Source organism: Streptomyces sp. NPDC020996, from assembly GCF_040641355.1.
GTDB lineage: Bacteria > Actinomycetota > Actinomycetes > Streptomycetales > Streptomycetaceae > Streptomyces.
Window position 1 is genome coordinate 4,282 of record NZ_JBFADM010000080.1, and the last position, 17,369, is coordinate 21,650.

Genomic DNA, 17,369 nt, shown 5'->3' on the forward strand with positions numbered 1-17,369 from the left:
CGGTCCGGCTTGCGCACTGCCGGTCCGGCTCGTGCGCCGCCGTCCGGCTCATGTGCCGCCGTCCGGCTTGCGCACTGCCGGTCCGGCTCGCGCGCCGCGGTCCGGCTCATGCGCCGCCGGTCAGCCCGCGCGAGACGGTGCGGTGACTCCCCGTCCGGCTGGTGCGCCGCTCGTCCGGCTCAGCCGACCGCCGGTCAGTTCGCGCGCTGTCCGGCCTTCGACCGTCGCGCGGCCGTTCCCTCCGCCCGTCCCAGCAGCGACTCCGCGTCCGCCACGGCGGCCTCCACGGCCGGCAGCGTGCGGAACACCCAGGTGCGGTACGACCAGAAGCGGAACAGGGTCGCGATGCCGATGCCGACGACCTTGAAGACGTTGCGCTGCAGGGAGCTGTCCCAGCCGAAGCCGTAGATCGCCGCGTACAGGATGCCGTTCTCGATGACCAGGCCCACCACGCTGAACGCCAGGAACAGCGTCAGCTCCCGGGTGCGGGCGCTCTTGTCGCGGTCCCGGTAGGTGAAGTAGCGGAAACCCACGTAGTTGCAGGCGATGGCGACGACCGTCGCGATCACGTTGGCGCGCACGGCCTGCAGGCTGGTGAGGTGCCACAGCAGGTTGGAGACACCGAAGTTCACGATGGTGCCGAGCGCGCCGACGGCGCCGAATCTGGCGATCTCGTGGGTGAGCCTTCGCAGCCCGGAGGAACCAGGTTCCATGGTCGTGAAGGCTCCCGTCGGGTCGGTTAGGTCGACCCGGCCATGCTAACCACCCCCCTGGGGGATTGCCCGCGGATGTGCCCTCGGCTGCGGAAGAAGTACGCAAGAGCTGCGGAAAGAACCGGAAAAGAGCCGGTGGCGGGGGCCCGCGAGGGGGCGGGGAACGGCCGGAAACCGCCCACCGCTGCGCGGCCGATACCCTAGGGGCGTGACGTTCCCGGTAGTCGGCATGGTCGGCGGGGGCCAGCTCGCTCGTATGACACACGAGGCGGGCATCCCGTTGGGCATCAGGTTCAAGCTCCTCAGTGACACTCCTCAGGATTCCGCGGCGCAGGTCGTCGGCGATGTCGTCGTCGGCGACTACCGCGACCTCGACACGCTGCGCGAGTTCGCGCGCGGGTGCGACGTGATCACCTTCGACCACGAGCACGTGCCCACCGAGCACCTGCGGGCCCTGGAGGCGGACGGCATCCCCGTGCGCCCGGGTCCCGACGCGCTCGTGCACGCCCAGGACAAGGGGGTGATGCGCGCCAGGCTCGACGCGATCGGCATCCCCTGCCCGCGGCACCGGATCGTGAGCGACCCGGCCGACGTGGCGGCGTTCGCGGCGGAGGGCGATGGCTTCCCGGTCGTCCTGAAGACCGTCCGCGGCGGCTACGACGGCAAGGGCGTGTGGGTCGTGGACTCCGAGGAGGAGGCCGCCGACCCGTTCCGCGCGGGCGTCCCGGTCCTCGCCGAGGAGAAGGTCGACTACGTCCGCGAGCTCGCCGCCAATGTGGTGCGCTCCCCGCACGGCCAGGCCGTCGCCTACCCGGTCGTGGAGTCCCGGCAGGTGAACGGCGTCTGCGACACCGTGATCGCGCCCGCTCCCGGCCTCGACGACGACCTCGCGCTGCACGCCGAGCAGATGGCCCTGACCATCGCCAAGGAGCTGGGCGTCGTCGGCCATCTCGCCGTCGAGCTGTTCCAGACCCGCGACGGCCGCGTCCTGGTCAACGAGCTCGCGATGCGCCCGCACAACTCCGGCCACTGGTCGCAGGACGGCGCGATCACGTCCCAGTTCGCCAACCACGTCCGCGCGGTCCTCGACCTCCCGCTCGGCGACCCGCGCCCGCGCGCGAAGTGGACGGTCATGGTCAACGTCCTGGGCGGCGACTACCCGGACATGTACTCCGCGTACCTGCACTGCATGGCCCGCGACCCCCAGCTCAAGATCCACATGTACGGCAAGGACGTGAAGCCCGGCCGCAAGGTCGGCCACGTCAACACCTACGGCGACGACCTGGACGACGTGCTGGAGCGCGCCCGTCACGCTGCCGGCTACCTGAGAGGCACGATCACCGAATGAGCCCAGTCGTAGGCATCGTCATGGGGTCGGACTCGGACTGGCCCGTCATGGAGGCCGCCGCCAAGGCCCTGGACGAGTTCGAGATCGACTACGAGGTCGACGTCGTCTCCGCGCACCGCATGCCGCGCGAGATGCTCGCGTACGGCGAGCAGGCGGCCGACCGGGGCCTGAAGGTGATCATCGCGGGCGCGGGCGGCGCCGCCCACCTGCCCGGCATGCTCGCCTCCGTCACCCCGCTGCCCGTCATCGGCGTCCCCGTCCCGCTGAAGTACCTCGACGGCATGGACTCGCTGCTGTCCATCGTGCAGATGCCGGCCGGCGTTCCGGTCGCCACGGTCTCCGTCGCCGGCGCCCGCAACGCCGGCCTGCTGGCGGCCCGCATCCTCGCGGCGCACGACGAGGACCTGCTCTCCCGCATGCGGGACTTCCAGCAGGAGCTGAACGACCAGGCCACCGAGAAGGGCAAGCGCCTGCGCGCCAAGGTCGAGGGCGGCGGCAACGGCTTCGGCTTCGGGAAGTGAGCGCGATGACCTCGCCCTCGCTGCCGCGGGCCCGGTCCCTGCTGGGCGAGTTCCCGGTCGTCGACGGCCACAACGACCTGCCCTGGGCGCTGCGCGAGAAGGCCCGCTACGACCTCGACGCCCTCGACGTCGCCGTCCGCCAGGACGCCGCCCTGCACACCGACATCCCGCGGCTGCGCGAGGGCGGCGTCGGCGCCCAGTACTGGTCGGTGTACGTGCCGTCGGACCTGCCCGACCCGGTGCCGGCCACGCTGGAGCAGATCGACTGCGTACGGCGGCTGCTGGCGCGGCATCCGAAGGACCTGGCGCCCGCGCTGACGGCGGCCGACATGGAGTCCGCGCGCGGCGAGGGCCGCATCGCCTCCCTGATGGGCGCCGAGGGCGGCCACTCCATCGCGAACTCCCTGGGCACCCTGCGCGGCCTGTACGAGCTGGGCGTGCGCTACCTGACGCTCACCCACAACGACAACGTGGACTGGGCGGACTCCGCGACGGACGAGCCCGGCGTCGGCGGCCTGTCGGCGTTCGGCCGCGAGGTCGTCCGGGAGATGAACCGCCTCGGCATGCTGGTCGACCTCTCCCACGTGGCCGCCACGACCATGCGGGACGCGCTCGACGCCACCTCCGCCCCGGTGATCTTCTCCCACTCCTCCTCCCGCGCGGTGTGCGACCACCCCCGCAACATCCCCGACGACGTCCTCGAACGCCTCCCGGCCAACGGCGGGGTGGCGATGGTGACGTTCGTGCCGAAGTTCGTGCTCCAGGCGGCCGTGGACTGGACGGCCGCGGCCGACGAGAACCTGCGCGCGCACGGCCTGCACCATCTGGACACCGGTGCCGAGGCGATGCGGCTGCACCGGGCCTTCGAGGAGCGCAACCCGCGCCCGGTCGCCACGGTCGCGACGGTCGCCGACCACCTCGACCACATGCGCGAGGTCGCGGGCGTCGACCACCTGGGCATCGGCGGCGACTACGACGGCACGGCCTTCACCCCGGACGGCCTCGGCGACGTCTCCTGCTACCCCAACCTGCTGGCCGAACTGCTCGACCGCGGCTGGTCCACGGCCGACCTGGCCAAGCTGACCTGGCAGAACGCGGTGCGGGTGCTGGGCGCGGCGGAGGACGTGGCCCGTGACCTCCGGGCGACCCGCCCGCCGTCCCACGCCACCATCGACCAGCTCGACGGCTGATCGCCGCGGCCTGACCCGGCCGGGTACCGCGCGGCCCGCGCGGTACCCCCGAACGCACCGCCCACCAGGAAGCCCCGCGGGTGCCGTGGGACGGTGACCGTACGGACACCGATCACGTACGGAGACCGCCATGGCAGACCTCCAGCCCCAACTGCACACCAGGACAGAGGTCGGACGGCTCGGCGATCTGCCCGGGCCGTTCCCCGCGGAGCCCTACGACGCCCAGGACGCGCCGTACGACGGCGACGGCGAGGCGTACGACGGCGCGGGTGAGGACGAGGCGTACGACGGCGCGGGCGGGGCGGAGGGTGGCGAGGACGGCGAGCGTGGGCCGGGCGGCGGGGTGGCCGCGACGGATCCCCTGGAGCGGGCCCACGCCCTGCTCGCCGAGCACCCCGTCGCCGACGGCTACAGCGGCCTGCCCTGGGCACTGCGGCACCTGCCCTGGTACGACCTGGAGGCCGGCGAGAGCGCCGTCGACACGGACGTGCCCCGGATGCGCGAGGGCCACGTCGGCGCGCTGTTCTGGTCGCTGCACCTGCCCGACGGGCTGACCGGGGACCGCGCGATCGGCGCGACCCTGGAGCAGCTGGACCTGATCGAGAACGTCACGCGAGCGCACCCCCAGGGCCTGCGGCTGGCCCGCACCGCCGGTCAGCTCACCGACGCCCGCCTGTGCGGCCGGGTCGCCGTCGTGCCCGGCCCGGCCGGCGCCGCCGGCCTCGGCGACTCCCTCGGCATCCTGCGCGCCCTGCACTCCCTGGGCCTGCGCGTGCTGACCCTGTCCGGCGCGTCGTGGGCGAGCGAGGCCGGGCTGACCCGGTTCGGCGAGGAGGTGGTGCGGGAGATGAACCGGCTCGGCGTCCTCGCCGACCTCTCCGGCGCCTCCCCGGAGACCGTGCGCCGCGCCCTCGTCGTCTCCAAGGCGCCCGTGGTGTTCACCCGCTCCGCCGCCCGCTCCCTGCGCCCCCACCCGGCCAACCTCACCGACGACCTGCTGGCCGAGCTGGGCGCGGCCGAGGGGGTGTGCATGGTGCCGCTGACGGCCGAGCAGACCGGCCCGAGCGTCCGGGACGTCGCCGATCACCTCGACCACGTCCGCGCGGTCGCCGGACCGGCCTGCGTCGCCCTGTCCGGCACGTACGACGCGGGCACCGCCCACCCGCAGGAGCTCGGCGACGCCTCCTGCTACCCGCACCTGATCGCGGAGCTGCTGCGCCGCGACTGGCCGGAGACCGACATCGCCCTGCTCACCTGGGGCAACGTCCAGCGCCTGCTGCGCAGCGCCGACTTCACCGCCCGCGCCGCCCAGCAGCGCCGCGAGCCGTCGACGGCGACGATCGGCGAACTGGACGGCTGACGCCCGCCGGACCGGGACGGCCGGCGGCCGCATCGACGCAGGCGACGGACCGGCCGACAGCCGCACAGACGCAGGCATCGGACCGGCCGACAGCCGCACAGACGCACATCAGGCCCCGGACCGGCCGGCGGACGCACAGACGCAGGCGCCGGACCGGACGCCGCTGACGGCCGGGCTCAGGAGTGCTCGATCCGGCAGAGGCAGAACGGATGCCCGGCCGGATCGGCGTACACCTGGAAGTCCTTCTTCTCCCGGTCCTCCAGGTCCAGTGGGCGCGCCCCCAGCGACAGCACCCGCTCGTGGGCCGCGTCGATCTCCTCCCACGTCGATCCGGCGTCGAAGTCGAGGTGGAACTGCTGGGAGTCGCGGTCCGCGCGCGGCCACTGCGGCGCGGCGTACCCCTCCGCCCGCTGGAAGGCCAGCCGCGGCCCGCCGGGAACCTGGAGGACGACCCAGTCGGGGTCCTCCTCCACGGGCGTGCCGCCCGCCACGCCCGCGTAGAACCGGGCGAGTGCGCGCGGGTCGGGGCAGTCGAGGACGACGGAGCGGAAGCGTGCCACGGTCACAGGGGTCCTCCCGGTCAGCAGGCGCAGAGGCAGAACGGGTGCCCGGCCGGGTCCGCGTAAACCCGGTAGCTCCGCGAGCCGTCCCCGGCGTCCAGCACCTTCGCGCCGAGCGCCAGCACGCCCTTCTCGGCGGCGTCCAGGTCCGGGACGCTCAGGTCGAGGTGGAGCTGCTGCGAACGGTCCGGCGCGGGCCACTCGGGCGCCACGTGCCCGGGCGCGGCCTGGAAGGCCAGCGTCTGACCGCCGGGCGTCCTCAGGTCCACCCAGTCGCCGTCGCCCTCCACGGTGCCGCCCAGCACCTCGGCGTAGAAACCGGCGAGGGCACGGGGGTCCGGGCAGTCCAGTACGACGGCGCCGAGTTCGGCGAGAGCCATGGCTTCCTCCTAGAGACGTTGTCACCAGCGGTGTTACCCGCAATCCGGGGTAACCGGTAACCGTTACTGCATGCTGCCGCATAAGGGGTAACCTCGCAAGCGGTTTACCGGGAGGTAGCGTGCAGGCATGAGTGCGAGATCGGCTGCCCCGGGGAGCCTCGCCCTGGTCGAGTCCCTGGTGAACACGCTGGACATCCGGCCGGGCGCCGACGCGCTCGACACGGCGGAGGGCCGCGCGCGCTTCTCGCTCACCGAGGACGACGTCCCCGCGGCGCGCGAACTGCGCGAGTCGCTGCGGGCCGCGCTGCTCGCCCACGCGGGCCACCCGCCGCACGCCCCGGTCGCGCCCCTGGGCGACCTGCTCGCGTCGGCCCCGCTGCGCGTGACGGTCGACGCCGCCGACGGCGCGGCCGCCCTCGCCCCCGTCGACGGCGCCTGTCTGCTCTCCCGCGTCGCCGCCGCCGTCGCCGAGGCCCTGGTCGCGGGCACCTGGCAGCGGCTGAAGGCGTGCGAGGCCGAGGACTGCCACTGGGCGTACTACGACCGCAGCCCCGCGGGGCGTGGGCGCTGGTGCTCGATGCAGTCGTGCGGGGCCCGCGCGAAGATGCGCCGGTACCGGGCCAAGTAGGGCCCGCCGGGCCGTTCCCCGGCCGGGGGAGGGGCCGGTGGTGCAGAATGCAGCAGGACGCCGGTTCGGCCGACTGAGCCTCGGCCGAACCGGCGTCCGTCTCCCGCTCGTTACGCGGTGGGCCGGCCCATCGCGCGGTACGTCCAGCCGGCCTTGCGCCACAGCGCCGGGTCGAGCGCGTTGCGCCCGTCGAGGATCAGCCGCGCCGCCGCCACCTCGCCCAGCTCCGCCGGGTCCAGCTCCCGGAACTCCCGCCACTCCGTCAGGTGCAGCACCACGTCGGCGCCCCGCACGGCCTGCAGCGCACTGTCGGCGTACCCCAGCGTCGGGAAGAGCCGGCGGGCGTTGTCCATGCCCTTCGGGTCGTACACCGTCACCTGGCCGCCCTGCAGGTGGATCTGCCCGGCGACGTTCAGCGCGGGGGAGTCCCGCACGTCGTCCGAGTCGGGCTTGAAGGTGGCGCCGAGCACCGCGACCCGCTTGCCCAGGAACGGGCCGCCGCCGAGCTCCTGCCGCGTCAGTTCCACCATCCGCCCGCGCTGGCGCATGTTGATGGAGTCGATCTCGCGCAGGAACGTCAGCGCCTGGTCGGCGCCGAGCTCACCGGCCCGCGCCATGAACGCCCGGATGTCCTTCGGCAGGCACCCGCCGCCGAACCCGATCCCGGCCCGCAGGAACTTCCTGCCGATCCGGTCGTCGTAGCCGATCGCCTCGGCGAGCTTGGCCACGTCGCCGTCCGCGGCCTCGCACACCTCGGCCATGGCGTTGATGAAGGAGATCTTGGTGGCGAGGAAGGAGTTGGCGGAGGTCTTCACCAGCTCCGCGGTGGGGAAGTCGGTGACGACGAACGGCGTGCCCTCGGCGATCGGCGTCGCGTACACCTCGCGCAGCAGCCGCTCCGCCCGCTCGCTGCGCACCCCGGCCACGATCCGGTCGGGACGCAGCGTGTCCTGCACCGCGAACCCCTCGCGCAGGAACTCCGGGTTCCACGCCAGCTCGGCGTCCTCCCCGGCGGGCGCGTGCTCGGCGAGGTAGGCGGCGAGCCGGTCGGCGGAGCCCACCGGCACGGTGGACTTGCCGACCACCAGGGCGGGGCCGCTCAGATGCGGGGCGAGGGAGGCGAACGCGGCCTCGACGTACGCCATGTCGGCCGCGTACTCGCCGTGCCGCTGCGGGGTGTTGACGCACACGAAGTGCACGTCGCCGAACGCGCCGAGCTCGGCCCAGTCCTGGGTGAACCGCAGCCGCCCCGAGGAACCCTCGAAACCGGCCACGTGCTGCTTCAGCAGCTCCTCCAGGCCCGGCTCGTACATCGGGGTCTCGCCGCGCTGGAGCATCGCGATCTTCTCGGCGTCGACGTCCAGCCCCAGCACCTCGAACCCCAGCTCGGCCATGGCCGCGGCGTGCGTGGCGCCGAGATAGCCGGTACCGATCACAGTGATCTTGAGGGCCATGGGGTGCTCCAGAAGGCGACGGCGGTGGGACGGCGGTGATCCGGGCCTGAGCATAGTCGGGGGAGGCGGCGGCCAGTTTTCCCGCTGTCGCCAAGCTCACGTACCCCTGACGTCCGCGGACCCCTAAAATTTGTGTTACTTAACGGTAATTAGCGTCGGCAACGCAGCGTCTTTGGAGCGTGAGACACCTTGGCCGGATCGGCTGACTTCGACCTGTACCGCCCGTCCGAGGAGCACGACATGCTCCGCGACGCCGTCCGCTCGCTGGCCGAGGCGAAGATCGCGCCGTACGCCGCCGCGGTGGACGAGGAGGCCCGCTTCCCGCAGGAGGCCCTCGAGGCCCTGGTGGCGAACGACCTGCACGCCGTGCACGTGCCCGAGGAGTACGGCGGCGCGGGCGCCGACGCCCTCGCCACGGTCATCGTGATCGAGGAGGTGGCCCGCGTCTGCGCGTCCTCCTCCCTCATCCCCGCGGTGAACAAGCTCGGCTCACTGCCCGTCCTGCTCTCCGGCTCCGAAGAGCTGAAGAAGACGTACCTGACCGCGCTCGCCAAGGGCCAGGGAGGCTTCTCGTACTGCCTCTCCGAGCCGGACGCCGGCTCCGACGCGGCCGGCATGAAGACCAAGGCGGTCCGCGACGGCGACCACTGGGTCCTCAACGGCGTCAAGCGCTGGATCACCAACGCGGGCGTCTCCGAGTTCTACACGGTGATGGCGGTCACCGACCCCGCAAAGCGCTCCAAGGGCATCTCGGCGTTCGTCGTCGAGAAGTCCGACGAGGGCGTCTCCTTCGGCGCTCCGGAGAAGAAGCTCGGCATCAAGGGCTCGCCGACCCGCGAGGTCTACCTCGACAACGTGCGCATCCCCGCCGACCGCATGATCGGCGAGGAGGGCACCGGCTTCGCCACGGCGATGAAGACCCTCGACCACACCCGCATCACCATCGCCGCCCAGGCCCTCGGCATCGCCCAGGGCGCCCTCGACTACGCCAAGGGCTACGTCCAGGAGCGCAAGCAGTTCGGCAAGCCGATCGGCGACTTCCAGGGCATCCAGTTCATGCTCGCCGACATGGCCATGAAGATCTCGGCCGCCCGCGCCCTGACCTACCAGGCCGCGGCCGCCTCCGAACGCGGCGACGCCGACCTGACCTACCTGGGCGCCGCGGCCAAGTGCTTCGCCTCGGACGTCGCCATGGAGGTCACCACGGACGCCGTCCAGCTCCTCGGCGGCTACGGCTACACCCGCGACTACCCGGTCGAGCGCATGATGCGCGACGCCAAGATCACGCAGATCTACGAGGGCACGAACCAGGTCCAGCGCATCGTCATGGCCCGCAACCTTCCCTAGCGGCCCCCGCACGGTCGCGGTACAGCCCCCGGCATCGCGCCGGGGGCTGTGTCGTGCCCGGAGCGGTGGTCAGCCGGTCGTCAGGGTGGTGTCGTCGATGACGAAGCCGGTCTGGAGGCTGGAGTCCTCCGTCGCCGTGAAGGTGAGCGTGATCTGCCGGCCGAGGTACTGGCTCAGGTCGAGGGTGCGCTCGGTGTAGCCGGTGGCCGCGTCGGCGTTGGAGTACGTCTGCTTGGTGGTCCCGTCGACCTGGACCTTGAAGGTGTCGTACGCCGTCGTGCCGGACTCGGCGGTGTCGATGTGCAGCCAGTACTTCAGGGTCGCCTTGGTGCAGCCCGCCGGGACGGTCACGGTCTGGTTGACGGTGTCGGTGGCGGCGTAGCCGTAGCCGGCCAGCCAGGCGTAGCGGGTGCCGGAGTGCGCGGACTGGCCGCTGAACGAACCGATCGCGCCGGTGCTCCCGGTCCACGGCGAAGTGCCGTTCTCGAAGCCGCCGTTGGAGATCACCTGGGAGACGGTGCAGCCGCCCGCGCCGTTGACGGTCAGCGTGTACTGCGCGGTGTGCGTGGTGGTGCCGGTGCCGGTGAGGGTGATGGCGTACGTGCCGGGCGCCACGGAGGAGCCGACGCCGATCGTCGCGGTGGACGAGGCGCCGGAGGTCACCGAGGCCGGGCTGAAGGAGACGGTGACACCGGACGGGGCGCCCGAGGCGGACAGGTTCACCGTCTGCGCGGAGCCGCCGGTGGTGGCCGTGGAGACGGTGGTGGTCAGCGAGGCGCCCGGGGCCGCGCTGCCGGAGGCGGGGCTCGCCGCGATCGAGAAGTCGTTCGTGGGGGCGGTGCCCGAGACGGCCTGCGCCCACAGCGTGTAGGCGACGCCGTCGGCGCTGCGGTTCAGCCCGGTGACGTTGATGTTGGCGGTGGTGTCGCAGGAGGAGTGGTAGCAGCTGTCGTACGCGGCGCCCGCCGTGCCGCCCCACTTGGCCGCCTGCGCCGAGGTCTTGCGGGCGCTCGCGCCCATGGCGTAACCGGACGTGGGGACGCCGTAGTTCTCGAAGGAGTAGTCGTCGCTGCGGCCCGCCCCCTCGGTGTTCTCCTCGGGCTGGAGGTTCAGCGAGTCCCAGTACGCCTTCATCGGCGCGGCGGCGGTCGACGTGATGTGGTTGATGAAGTAGCCGCCGTTGGGCGAGGCGACCATGTCGAAGTTGTAGTACGCCTTGATCGCCGAGCGCTGCGCGGAGGTCAGCGAACGGACGTAGAAGGCCGAGCCGTTGAGGCCCTGCTCCTCGTCCGTCCACCAGCCGAAGCGGACGCGCGCCGCCATCGTCGGGTTCGTCTCGGCGAGCTTCAGCGCGACCTCCAGGAGGGTCGCGCTGCCGGAGCCGTTGTCGTTGATGCCGGGTCCGGCGGAGACGCCGTCCAGGTGCGAGCCGAACATGTACACCTTCGACGAGTCGCCCTGGGGCCACTCGGCGATCAGGTTGGGTCCGGCGCCGCTCGCGCAGCCGGAGGTGCAGGCCTGCTCGGTGACGGTGTAACCGGCCGCCTGGAGCTTGCCCTTCACATAGGCGACCGAGTCGCGGTAGCCCTGTCCGGACGACTTGCGGGTGCCGCCGTTGCGGTCGGCTATGGCGTTCAGTTCGGTCAGGTGCGCCTGGACCTTGGTCACGTCGATGTCGGGGGCGGTCGCGGCGAGGGCGGCCGGGGCCGAGAGCGTCGCGGCGCGGTGGCCCTCGGGGGCCGGCGCGGCACTCGCGGGGAGCGCGGCGAGGCCCAGTGCGGCGGCCAGCAGGAGGCCGGTCAGGGACAGGCCGGTCGGGGAGAGTCTTCGAAGCACCGTGTGTCCTTTGTGAGGTGGCAGGAAGCGGGAGGCGGGGCGTGGTGGTGCCCCGCCTCCCGCCCGATGCGGAGTCGGCTCGTGGTGAGCGTCTTACAAGCATGCACATGTCAAGCGAAACGCCAAGCCCCAGGCTGGGAGTTCTGTCGGATCACCCGGGGTGTGCGGTGTCGTTTCTGGGCGGTGAACGCCCGGTTCGGGTGCTGTGTGCGTTTGCGGTGCGGAATGTTGGGGTCCGCCCGGTGGCGTGTCGCGTTCGGCGGGCGTAGGACAGAGAGGCACGGGACCCGTCCGGGGTCCCTTCGTCCTCCAGGAGGAGCCATGAACCAGCCCGGAACCGCCGGCGCCATGAGCAAGGAGATGCAGGACTGCGTCGAGGCCTGCATGGCCTGCCACAGCGTGTGCGAGGAGACGATGAGCTCCTGCATGCAGATGGGCGGCCAGGCCCAGATGCAGATCATGCGGGCGCTGATCGACTGCTCGGAGATGACCCGCATGTGCGCCGACATGATGATGCGCCGTTCGCCCATGGCGGCCGAGATGTGCGCGTTGTGCGCCAAGGCGTGCGACATGTGCGCCGAGGCGTGTATGTCCATGCCGGACGACGCCCAGATGACGCGCTGCGCCGAGGCGTGCCGCCGCTGCGCGCAGATGTGCCGGACGATGGCGGGCGCCACCATGTGACGACCGCGCGACCACGCGTCCGCGGATCGGCGTCACCCGAACAGCGGCTCCAGCGCCCGTTCCAGGTCCGCCGGTTCGCGGAAGTGGAGCGAGTGCATGCCGACCGCGGCGGCCGTCGCCGCGTTCTGCTCGTCGTCGTCCACGAACAGGCAGCGGCCGGGACGGACGCCGGCCAGGGAGGCGGCCAGGCGGTAGATGCGCGGGTCCGGCTTGGCCAGTCCGACGCGGGCGCTGTTGACGACGTGGTCCGCGAGGTCGGTCAGCCCCAGGGTGGCCAGGTCGTCCTCCAGTCGGAGCGTCGCGTTGCTGACCAGCACCAGCGGCACACGGGTGCGCGCCCGGCGCAGCAGCGACACCACGGCCGCGTCGGCCGCGAACGGCGACTCCAGCAGGGCCGTGCCCAGCTCCCACGCCGTCGCCTCGGGCGCCAGTCCCGTCAGGCCCTCGGCGATCGACCGCGCCCACTCCTGCAGATCGGTGTGGCCCAGCAGCACCGGCTGCACGGTCTCCGGCGCGAAGGCCACCTTCATGGTGGTGCCCTCGGCCAGTCCGGCGGCGCGCTCCAGGGCGTGCAGCGCGGAGGAGTCGTAGGACCGGATCACGTTGTCGACGTCGCAGAGCACCGCGTCGAACGGTGCTCTGCCTGGCAGGTCACTCACTCGAGACCGTGACCTTCTCGTCGTTGTTCAGTTGGTTCACGAGCGTCTTCACCTTGGCCTTGTCCCAGACGAGGTTGCCGCCGACCGAACCGGATATCGGCATGTTCATCGAGGTGCCGTCGCCGCCGCTGACGCCCTTCATCGCCCAGAACATGGACGCCAGGTCCCACAGGCCCATGTCCTTGTCGACGATGAGGGAGTCCAGGCCCGCGCCCATCGTCGGGTAGAGCTTGAAGGGGTTCAGGACCGTCGAGGGGGTCGCCACCTGGTGGGCCAGCGCCGACAGGAACTTCTGCTGGTTCTTGGTGCGCTGCAGGTCGGAGGTGGCGAAGGCGTGCCGGGTCCGCACGAAGGCCAGGGCCTGCTCGCCGTTCAGCGTCTGCTTGCCGGCCGCGAAGTCGGCGCCGGAGTACTTGTCCTTGAAGCCCTTGTCGATGTCTATCGTCACGCCGCCGACGGCGTCCACGATGTTCGCGAAGCCGGCGAAGCCGATCTCCACGTAGTGGTCGATGTGCAGGCCGGTGTTGTACTCGATCGTGCGCACGAGGAGCGTCGGGCCGTCGAACGCGTAGGCCGCGTTCAGCTTGTTGGCGCCCAGCGGGCCCTTGATCTTGCCGGACTCGGACCCGCGGAACGTCGGGATCGTGACGTTGGAGTCGCGCGGCAGCGAGATGAGCGTGTCGCCGTTGTCGCCGACGTGCAGGATCATCATCGAGTCGGTCCGCTTGCCCTCCGCGGAGCCGGTGTGCAGCTTCTTCTTGTCCTCGTCGGACAGCCCGGCGCGGCTGTCGGAGCCGACGATGAGGTAGTTGGTGCCCTTGCCGGCCTCGGGGCGGTCGATGACCTTGGACAGGTCGACCTCGCGGTTGAGCTTGGAGTCGGCCCAGAAGTAGGTGCCGACGGTGGTCGCCACCAGCACCACGGAGAGGGTGACCGCCGTCCACTTGATACGGCGGCGCCAGTCCGGGCGGGGCCGCCCGCCGCCGGGACCGCCCGGCCCGCCGTAGACGTGGCCGGTGTTGTAGCCGCTGTCGTAACCGCCGCCGTCATGGCCACCGCCCTGGGCGCCGCCGTATCCCTGGCCGTCGATGTACGTCGGCTGCTGCGGCACCCCGCCGTAGGGCGGGGAGGCGGGGCCGGAGCCCTGGTACGGGCCCGAGGCGGTACGGCGGACCTGCCGCATCACACGGGCGCTCTCGGGCTGTGCGCTCGCGCTGCCGCGACCGTACCGGTCGCCGCGGTTCTCGTCGGACCATCCCTCGGGCCAATCGTTCATGGGCCCAAGTGTGCAGGGCGGGGCACTGGTCCTTACAAGGGTCGTCGGAAAATCAGGGCCCCGCTGTTGCCAACCCGACACAAAGTCCGCGGATGGCACCGCGGCATAAGGTGGAGGCCATGACAGATCAGGCCACCGCCCCGGAAGCGAACAACCAGGACATACCGGGTAAGCCGACCTCCGCTTCCCGTACCACCCTGAGCCACATCATGACCCACAACGACACCAACCTCCTGGGCACGGTGCACGGCGGTGTGATCATGAAACTGGTCGACGACGCGGCCGGCGCCGTAGCCGGCCGGCACAGCGGCGGGCCCGCCGTCACCGCGTCCATGGACGAGATGGCGTTCCTCGAGCCGGTGCGCGTCGGCGACCTCGTCCATGTGAAGGCACAGGTCAACTGGACCGGCCGGACCTCGATGGAGGTCGGCGTGCGGGTGCTGGCCGAGCGCTGGAACGAGTCCGCCCCGCCGACCCACGTCGGTTCGGCCTACCTCGTCTTCGCCGCCGTCGACGCCGACGGCACACCGCGCCGCGTACCGCCGGTGCTGCCGGAGACGGACCGGGACCGGCGCCGCTACCAGGAGGCCCAGATCCGCCGCACCCACCGCCTGGCCAGGCGCCGCGCCATCCTGCAACTCCGCGAGAAGCGCACGGCGGAGGGCTTCACGGAGTAAGAGCTCCGAACGGAATGGATGCCCGGCGGCGGGACGGGCGGCCCCCGGTCACGGGCACACCACCTCGTCGCCCGTCACCACCGCGCCCTGCCGCTGCGGGGCGTCCTCGCCGCGGACCTCGCGGACCTCGTGCGCGTCTGCGCCCGCGATGACCTTCAGGGTCGCACCGAGGCCCTTCGTCGGGCGCAGCCGGCTGCCGGGCAGGGCTGCCGCCAGCGACCGGGCGGAGCGGTCCCAGCGGGGGTCGAAGGCGACGACCGTCCGCCGCAGCGAGCGCTCGGCCGCGTTGGCCGGCGCCCCGGTGGTCCGGAACCCCGTCCGCGCCAGCGCCGCGTCGACGCGCCGGCCCAGGCCCGCCGTGCCGGTGCCGTTCTCCACCTGGACGCGGATCTGCTGCGGGGCCACCTCCACCCGCACCGCCCGGCTGGGCGGCCGGTGCACGGTGAGCGGCCGGTCGTCGCGCAGCCGGGCGAAGAGTGCGTCGGCCTTGGCGGTGTCCCACTTCAGGGTCGAGCCGTAGCCCTTGACGAGGTATCCCATCCGGCCGATGGGCACGGTCGTGAACTCCGAGGAGGCGGGGGAGAAGCCGCGCATGGCCCGGCCGAGCTCCAGCAGTTCGTCGGTGCCGAAGCCCTTGTCGGCCCGCACCGAGCCCAGCACCGCCCGGGTCACGTCCCGGAACTTCATCGGGTTCAGCAGCACCCCGGAGGAGGTGGCCCGGTCCACCAGCGCCGCCAGGAACCGCTGCTGGCGCTTCATCCGGCCGAGGTCGGAGGCGCCGTCGACGTGCCGCGAGCGGACGTACTGCAGCGCCTGGCCGCCCCCCAGGGTGTGCGTGCCGGCGGGCAGGTCCAGGCCGGTGTAGGAGTCCTTCAGCGGCCCGGCGGTGCAGATCTTCACCCCGCCCACCACGTCCACCGTCTTCATGAAGCTGGTGAAGTCGACCTCCAGGTAGTGGTCGATCTTCACGCGCGTCATCCGCTCGACCGTGCGCACGGTCAGGTTCGGACCGCCCTCCGCGTACGCCGCGTTGATCTTGATCGGGCGCGGGGGACGCCCCCCGGCGGAGGGCAGCTCGGCGTAGGAGTCGCGCGGCAGGCTCACCACACTGGCCCGCTCCCGGTCCTCCGAGATGTGCACGATCATCAGCGTGTCGGTGCAGTGACAGGGGGCGCCGCCCAGGTGGTACCGGCGCCGCTCCTGCTCGGTGATCCGGTCGCGCCCGTCGGTGCCGACCAGCAGGACGTTCATGCCGTGACCGGCCGGCGGACGGTTCTTCATGTCCTTGAAGGGGTCGACCCGGGCGATGTCCTGGTCGAGGCTGGTGACCATCGCGTGTCCGATGCCGGCGGAGGCGAGCACGACGACGGACAGCGTCGTCGCCGCCCGCATGGTCCAGCGCGGCTTCTTCCGCCGTACGGGCGGAAGCGGTGCGCGCGACCGCGGGGGGCGCCGCGGCGGACGCGGGAGCGGCGGCTGCGGGCGGCGCTGCGGGCGGACCGGGGCGGCGGACCGAGGCGGCGTGGGCATGGGGACACCTCCGGGCGGCGGCCGTACGTGGGATGTATGAGCACCGTAGGCCGATACGATCTTCCGCCCGCGGCGGCGCGCAACCGTGTCCCCCGTTCGCGGTAACGTAACGGGCGATGAACGCCAACCCCGACGTGCGGCTGCCCGCCGTTTCTGTGATCATGCCCGTCCTCAACGAGGAGCGGCATCTGCGCGGAGCCGTCCAAGCGATCCTCGCGCAGGAGTACGCCGGCGAGATGGAGGTCGTGATCGCCCTCGGTCCGTCCACGGACCGCACGGACGAGATCGCCGCCGAGCTCGTCCGCGAGGACCCGCGCGTCCACACCGTCCCGAACCCCACCGGCCGCACGCCGGCCGCCCTGAACGCCGCGATCAAGGCGTCCCGCCACCCGGTCGTCGTCCGCGTCGACGGGCACGGCATGCTCTCGCCGGACTACATCGCGACGGCCGTGCGGCTGCTGGAGGAGACCGGCGCGATGAACGTCGGCGGCATCATGCACGCCGAGGGCGAGAACGACTGGGAGCACGCGGTCGCCGCCGCGATGACGTCGAAGATAGGCGTCGGCAACGCCGCCTTCCACACGGGCGGCCAGGCAGGCCCGGCCGAGACCGTCTACCTGGGCGTCTTCCGGCGCGAGGCGCTGGAGCAACAGGGCGGCTACAACGAGGAGTTCATCCGCGCCCAGGACTGGGAGCTGAACTTCCGCATCCGGGAGGCCGGCGGGCTGATCTGGTTCTCGCCGGAGCTGAAGGTGTCCTACCGGCCGCGGCCGAGCGTCAGGGCGCTGGCCAAGCAGTACAAGGACTACGGGCGTTGGCGGCACGTCGTCGCCCGGTACCACGAGGGCTCCATCAACCTGCGCTATCTCGCCCCGCCCACGGCGGTCCTGGCGATGGCGGCGGGCCTGGTGACCGGGGCGGTCCTGACCCCCTGGGGCTTCGTCGTCCCCGGCGGCTACCTCGCGGCGATCCTGCTCGGGTCCGTACCGGCCGGCAAGGGGCTGCCGCTGAAGGCGCGGGTGCGGATACCCGTGGCCCTCGCGACGATGCACATGTCGTGGGGGTGGGGCTTCCTGACCAGCCCCAAGTCACTGGCGAAGAGGGTCATCGCCTCCCGGCGTCCCGCGGTGCTCGCCGCCGACTGACGGCGGCGCCTCGCGGTGCCCGGTCTCCGGCCGGGCGCGGCGCCTCGCGGTGCCCGGTCTC

17 protein-coding genes are annotated in these 17,369 nt (G+C 72.2%); 9 read left to right on the top strand and 8 right to left on the bottom strand.

What is annotated here, in order from left to right; all coding sequences use genetic code 11:
- Positions 1-194: 194 nt before the first annotated feature.
- Positions 195-713, bottom strand: a complete 519-nt coding sequence (locus tag AB0G63_RS34910; protein WP_360758716.1) for a GtrA family protein — start codon at positions 711-713, stop codon at positions 195-197.
- Between the two features lie 208 nt (positions 714-921).
- On the opposite strand from AB0G63_RS34910, the gene AB0G63_RS34915 reads away from it, so the two are divergent.
- The 4 genes from AB0G63_RS34915 to AB0G63_RS34930 all read left to right on the top strand — a co-directional run bounded on the left by AB0G63_RS34915 (position 922) and on the right by AB0G63_RS34930 (position 5,132).
- Positions 922-2,061: a 5-(carboxyamino)imidazole ribonucleotide synthase gene (locus tag AB0G63_RS34915; protein WP_360758718.1), complete on the top strand. Its 1,140-nt coding sequence runs from the start codon at positions 922-924 to the stop codon at positions 2,059-2,061.
- A complete protein-coding gene (gene purE / locus AB0G63_RS34920) occupies positions 2,058-2,582 on the top strand; it encodes a 5-(carboxyamino)imidazole ribonucleotide mutase (protein WP_360758720.1) in 525 nt (174 codons plus the stop codon). Before AB0G63_RS34915 ends, purE begins: the two co-directional genes overlap by 4 nt.
- A 5-nt stretch (positions 2,583-2,587) precedes the next feature.
- Entirely contained in the window at positions 2,588-3,772 is a 1,185-nt protein-coding gene (locus AB0G63_RS34925; protein ID WP_360758754.1) for a dipeptidase, read from the top strand.
- A 130-nt stretch (positions 3,773-3,902) separates the two neighbouring features.
- The gene (locus AB0G63_RS34930; protein ID WP_360758722.1) at positions 3,903-5,132 is read left to right on the top strand and encodes a dipeptidase; all 1,230 of its coding nucleotides are present in this window, start codon (positions 3,903-3,905) and stop codon (positions 5,130-5,132) included.
- 176 nt (positions 5,133-5,308) lie between these two features.
- Here the strand turns inward: AB0G63_RS34930 and AB0G63_RS34935 are convergent, their stop codons facing one another.
- Both AB0G63_RS34935 and AB0G63_RS34940 read right to left on the bottom strand, forming a co-directional pair.
- Positions 5,309-5,692, bottom strand: a complete 384-nt coding sequence (locus tag AB0G63_RS34935; RefSeq protein WP_360758755.1) for a VOC family protein — start codon at positions 5,690-5,692, stop codon at positions 5,309-5,311.
- Between the two features lie 20 nt (positions 5,693-5,712).
- Positions 5,713-6,072: a VOC family protein gene (locus AB0G63_RS34940; protein WP_360758724.1), complete on the bottom strand. Its 360-nt coding sequence runs from the start codon at positions 6,070-6,072 to the stop codon at positions 5,713-5,715.
- Between the two features lie 127 nt (positions 6,073-6,199).
- Here AB0G63_RS34940 and AB0G63_RS34945 point away from each other — a divergent pair, with 127 nt between their 5' ends.
- Entirely contained in the window at positions 6,200-6,700 is a 501-nt protein-coding gene (locus AB0G63_RS34945) for a CGNR zinc finger domain-containing protein (RefSeq protein ID WP_360758726.1), read from the top strand.
- 110 nt (positions 6,701-6,810) lie between these two features.
- On the opposite strand, the gene AB0G63_RS34950 is transcribed toward AB0G63_RS34945, so the two are convergent.
- Complete coding sequence (locus AB0G63_RS34950; protein WP_360758728.1) at positions 6,811-8,154, bottom strand: UDP-glucose/GDP-mannose dehydrogenase family protein; 1,344 nt, start codon at positions 8,152-8,154, stop codon at positions 6,811-6,813.
- A gap of 189 nt (positions 8,155-8,343) precedes the next feature.
- On the opposite strand from AB0G63_RS34950, the gene AB0G63_RS34955 reads away from it, so the two are divergent.
- Positions 8,344-9,501, top strand: a complete 1,158-nt coding sequence (locus tag AB0G63_RS34955; protein ID WP_360758730.1) for an acyl-CoA dehydrogenase family protein — start codon at positions 8,344-8,346, stop codon at positions 9,499-9,501.
- 69 nt (positions 9,502-9,570) lie between these two features.
- Here AB0G63_RS34955 and AB0G63_RS34960 read toward each other — a convergent pair whose 3' ends face one another.
- A complete protein-coding gene (locus AB0G63_RS34960) occupies positions 9,571-11,337 on the bottom strand; it encodes a M28 family peptidase (RefSeq protein ID WP_360758731.1) in 1,767 nt (588 codons plus the stop codon).
- Positions 11,338-11,658: 321 nt separating this feature from the next.
- On the opposite strand from AB0G63_RS34960, the gene AB0G63_RS34965 reads away from it, so the two are divergent.
- A complete protein-coding gene (locus AB0G63_RS34965) occupies positions 11,659-12,021 on the top strand; it encodes a four-helix bundle copper-binding protein (protein ID WP_360758733.1) in 363 nt (120 codons plus the stop codon).
- A gap of 32 nt (positions 12,022-12,053) precedes the next feature.
- Here the strand turns inward: AB0G63_RS34965 and AB0G63_RS34970 are convergent, their stop codons facing one another.
- Positions 12,054-12,680, bottom strand: a complete 627-nt coding sequence (locus tag AB0G63_RS34970; protein ID WP_360758735.1) for an HAD-IA family hydrolase — start codon at positions 12,678-12,680, stop codon at positions 12,054-12,056.
- Positions 12,673-13,956 (bottom strand): LCP family protein, encoded by a 1,284-nt coding sequence (locus AB0G63_RS34975; protein WP_360758737.1) that lies wholly within the window; start codon positions 13,954-13,956, stop codon positions 12,673-12,675. Before AB0G63_RS34975 ends, AB0G63_RS34970 begins: the two co-directional genes overlap by 8 nt.
- Before the next feature lie 119 nt (positions 13,957-14,075).
- Here AB0G63_RS34975 and AB0G63_RS34980 point away from each other — a divergent pair, with 119 nt between their 5' ends.
- Positions 14,076-14,633, top strand: coding sequence for an acyl-CoA thioesterase (locus AB0G63_RS34980; protein ID WP_360758739.1), 558 nt, complete (start codon positions 14,076-14,078; stop codon positions 14,631-14,633).
- 48 nt (positions 14,634-14,681) lie between these two features.
- Here AB0G63_RS34980 and AB0G63_RS34985 read toward each other — a convergent pair whose 3' ends face one another.
- The gene (locus AB0G63_RS34985; protein ID WP_360758741.1) at positions 14,682-16,163 is read right to left on the bottom strand and encodes an LCP family protein; all 1,482 of its coding nucleotides are present in this window, start codon (positions 16,161-16,163) and stop codon (positions 14,682-14,684) included.
- Between the two features lie 116 nt (positions 16,164-16,279).
- Between AB0G63_RS34985 and AB0G63_RS34990 the strand changes: the two genes are divergently transcribed.
- Complete coding sequence (locus tag AB0G63_RS34990) at positions 16,280-17,308, top strand: glycosyltransferase family 2 protein (protein WP_360758743.1); 1,029 nt, start codon at positions 16,280-16,282, stop codon at positions 17,306-17,308.
- The last annotated feature ends 61 nt before the right edge of the window (positions 17,309-17,369 follow it).

What these genes read in the sequence shown, in the direction of transcription:
- AB0G63_RS34940 (WP_360758724.1), bottom strand. Translation starts at nt 6,072, where the DNA reads ATGGCTCTCGCCGAACTCGGCGCCGTCGTACTGGACTGCCCGGACCCC.
- AB0G63_RS34990 (WP_360758743.1), top strand. Translation starts at nt 16,280, where the DNA reads ATGAACGCCAACCCCGACGTGCGGCTGCCCGCCGTTTCTGTGATCATG.
- AB0G63_RS34930 (WP_360758722.1), top strand. Translation starts at nt 3,903, where the DNA reads ATGGCAGACCTCCAGCCCCAACTGCACACCAGGACAGAGGTCGGACGG.
- purE (WP_360758720.1), top strand. Translation starts at nt 2,058, where the DNA reads ATGAGCCCAGTCGTAGGCATCGTCATGGGGTCGGACTCGGACTGGCCC.
- AB0G63_RS34925 (WP_360758754.1), top strand. Translation starts at nt 2,588, where the DNA reads ATGACCTCGCCCTCGCTGCCGCGGGCCCGGTCCCTGCTGGGCGAGTTC.
- AB0G63_RS34965 (WP_360758733.1), top strand. Translation starts at nt 11,659, where the DNA reads ATGAACCAGCCCGGAACCGCCGGCGCCATGAGCAAGGAGATGCAGGAC.
- AB0G63_RS34945 (WP_360758726.1), top strand. Translation starts at nt 6,200, where the DNA reads ATGAGTGCGAGATCGGCTGCCCCGGGGAGCCTCGCCCTGGTCGAGTCC.
- AB0G63_RS34975 (WP_360758737.1), bottom strand. Translation starts at nt 13,956, where the DNA reads ATGAACGATTGGCCCGAGGGATGGTCCGACGAGAACCGCGGCGACCGG.
- AB0G63_RS34950 (WP_360758728.1), bottom strand. Translation starts at nt 8,154, where the DNA reads ATGGCCCTCAAGATCACTGTGATCGGTACCGGCTATCTCGGCGCCACG.
- AB0G63_RS34985 (WP_360758741.1), bottom strand. Translation starts at nt 16,163, where the DNA reads ATGCCCACGCCGCCTCGGTCCGCCGCCCCGGTCCGCCCGCAGCGCCGC.
- AB0G63_RS34980 (WP_360758739.1), top strand. Translation starts at nt 14,076, where the DNA reads ATGACAGATCAGGCCACCGCCCCGGAAGCGAACAACCAGGACATACCG.
- AB0G63_RS34910 (WP_360758716.1), bottom strand. Translation starts at nt 713, where the DNA reads ATGGAACCTGGTTCCTCCGGGCTGCGAAGGCTCACCCACGAGATCGCC.